Annotated in this window: 3 protein-coding genes; all 3 read left to right on the forward strand. The window is 52.6% G+C overall.

Going from position 1 to position 2,144, the window contains the following annotated elements:
• A partial coding sequence (locus HWQ67_RS16975; protein ID WP_218253875.1) for an aminotransferase class IV occupies window positions 1–461 on the forward strand: 461 nt, incomplete at its 5' end.
• Window positions 462–528: 67 nt separating this feature from the next.
• Window positions 529–840 (forward strand): hypothetical protein, encoded by a 312-nt coding sequence (locus tag HWQ67_RS16980; protein WP_218253876.1) that lies wholly within the window; start codon window positions 529–531, stop codon window positions 838–840.
• Between the two features lie 40 nt (window positions 841–880).
• Complete coding sequence (gene mnmA, locus HWQ67_RS16985; RefSeq protein WP_218253877.1) at window positions 881–1,981, forward strand: tRNA 2-thiouridine(34) synthase MnmA; 1,101 nt, start codon at window positions 881–883, stop codon at window positions 1,979–1,981.
• The last annotated feature ends 163 nt before the right edge of the window (window positions 1,982–2,144 follow it).

A 2,144-nucleotide genomic window follows, 5' to 3' on the forward strand; every position in this document is an offset into this window, starting at 1 on the left:
CCAACATGTCCCGTGGCAAGATCAGCGGCTATTATGTCAACTCACAACTGGCAAAGAGAGAGGCCCTAAGTATGGGGTTTGATGAGGCCCTGCTGCTCGATGCCGAGGGCTATGTCGCTGAGGGTGCCGGAGAAAACATCTTTATTGTGAGAAACGGTGTCATAAAGACAACGCCCCTTACGTCGATACTTGAGGGAATCACCAGAGACAGTGTAATGACAATTGCAGCCAATGAGAAAGTCCCCCTGGAAGAAAAACGCTTCACAAGGGATGAGTTATACATCAGCGATGAGGCCTTTTTTACAGGCACGGCAGCAGAGGTAACCCCCATCAGAGAGGTGGACAGCCGCACAATCGGCTCCGGAAAACCCGGCCCCGTCACAAAGCGAATACAGGAAATCTTCTTTGACTCCGTACACGGACTCGTGGATAAGTACAGTCATTGGCTTACATACATTTAAGCCATTAATAAAGGACTGGCACGAGCAGAGAGGGTTGCAGAAGGGTGGTGGTAGGAAGCTGTAGCCTATGAGAACCGTAGTGGTAATAGTGGCGTTTTTGCTGGCATCTGTGGTGGTGGCGAGTGCATTTAATCAGTCAGGCGTTGCACTCGATGAGCGAATCAACTCCATCCAGAGAGAAATAGACGCTAAAATAAGCAATAGACAACTAACGCCCAAAAGGGCGGAACACATCAATATCGCCCTAAGCAAGATCAGAGACGCAAAGGCAATGGCAATAGCGGCAGGCCGTCTGACCCCGCAAAAGGTTCATAAACTCAATGCCGCCCTGGATAAGCTGGAGCAACGGCTAGACAAACCCAAACGCAGATACCGTTAAAAGCAAACTATTACATCCCGCCTAACACGAGGTCAACGTTGTGACATCCAAAGAGGGGCAGGCAGGAGGGCAGACAGGCCAAAGTGTGCTCATCGGAATGAGCGGTGGGGTTGACTCCTCTGTTGCGGCATATCTGCTCAAGCAGCAGGGCTATTACACCGAAGGCCTGAGTTTCCTCCTGTGGGGTAGCAACAGCGATACTGCAAAAACCCCCGATACAACCAACACTTGCTGCTCGGCAGCATCCCTCAACGACGCCAGGGCAACTGCCGCCGCTCTTGGCATCAGGCACAGCATTGCAGATGTACGCGTTGAGTTCATGCAGCGGGTCATTGAGCCATTCATCGAGGGGTACTCCAGGGGCGTCACGCCAAATCCGTGTGTGTTGTGCAACCAGCATGTTAAGTTTCCATACCTCTTGGCTGAGGCCAACTCCAGGGGGTTTGACTGCATAGCCACGGGGCATTATGCCGTAGGCACGGACCAACCGGCGTTGATGACTGCCACGGACATGACAAAGGACCAATCGTACTTCTTGTACGTGTTGACCCTTGAGATGCTGTCGAGGGTGAAATTCCCCCTTGGCCCGTGGACCAAGCCCCGTGTCAGGGAATTGGCCGCAGGGCTTGAGCTTCCCTGCCACAAGAGGCCGGAGAGTCAGGACATATGTTTTGTTGACGACGCCGGTTATCGCGGCTTTCTCAGCGCATATTCACCGAACATTCAGGCCGCAGGACCAATCGTGGATGTGGATGGTAAGACCATCGGCACTCACGGGGGGCTATTTGCCTACACCGTCGGACAGAGGCGCGGCATTGGCATCGCAGCAAAGCAACCCCTATACGTCATCGACATCGACACGGCAACCAATACCCTGATCGTTGGCCCAAAGGAGTGTGGCGCAAAGACCCAATTCACGGTTGACGCTATCAACTGGCTAGTTCCGACAACTGAGGTCCCCGACAGCGTTCTGGTTAAGTTTCGTTCAACGATGGCAGCCGTGTCCGCAGACATAGCGGGCATTGAGGGCAGCTCCGCAACAAGGGTCATCCTGCATACTCCCCAATGGGCGCCGGCACGGGGGCAGAGCGCCGTATTTTATGTCGGCAACAGGGTCATCGGCGGTGGGGTAATTGTTTAGGACAACAGCATCTCATGTGGCACTCTGTCAAATTTGTCCCTCAACCGTCAGACCTTGCAACGGAAGTTCCAGATGATAGCCTTCTAAAATCCGTATAAACCATTGAATATATTGCCAATGCGAAGGTCTATTATTTTTTATGTAGGGACGAATATTATTATAT

Origin of the sequence: Candidatus Magnetobacterium casense (genome assembly GCF_019173545.1) — a bacterium.
GTDB classification, from domain to species: Bacteria; Nitrospirota; Thermodesulfovibrionia; order Thermodesulfovibrionales; family Magnetobacteriaceae; genus Magnetobacterium; species Magnetobacterium cryptolimnobacter.

Bases quoted from the DNA above. Each gene is read 5' to 3' on its own strand.
- HWQ67_RS16980 (WP_218253876.1), top strand. From the start codon at position 529: ATGAGAACCGTAGTGGTAATAGTGGCGTTTTTGCTGGCATCTGTGGTG.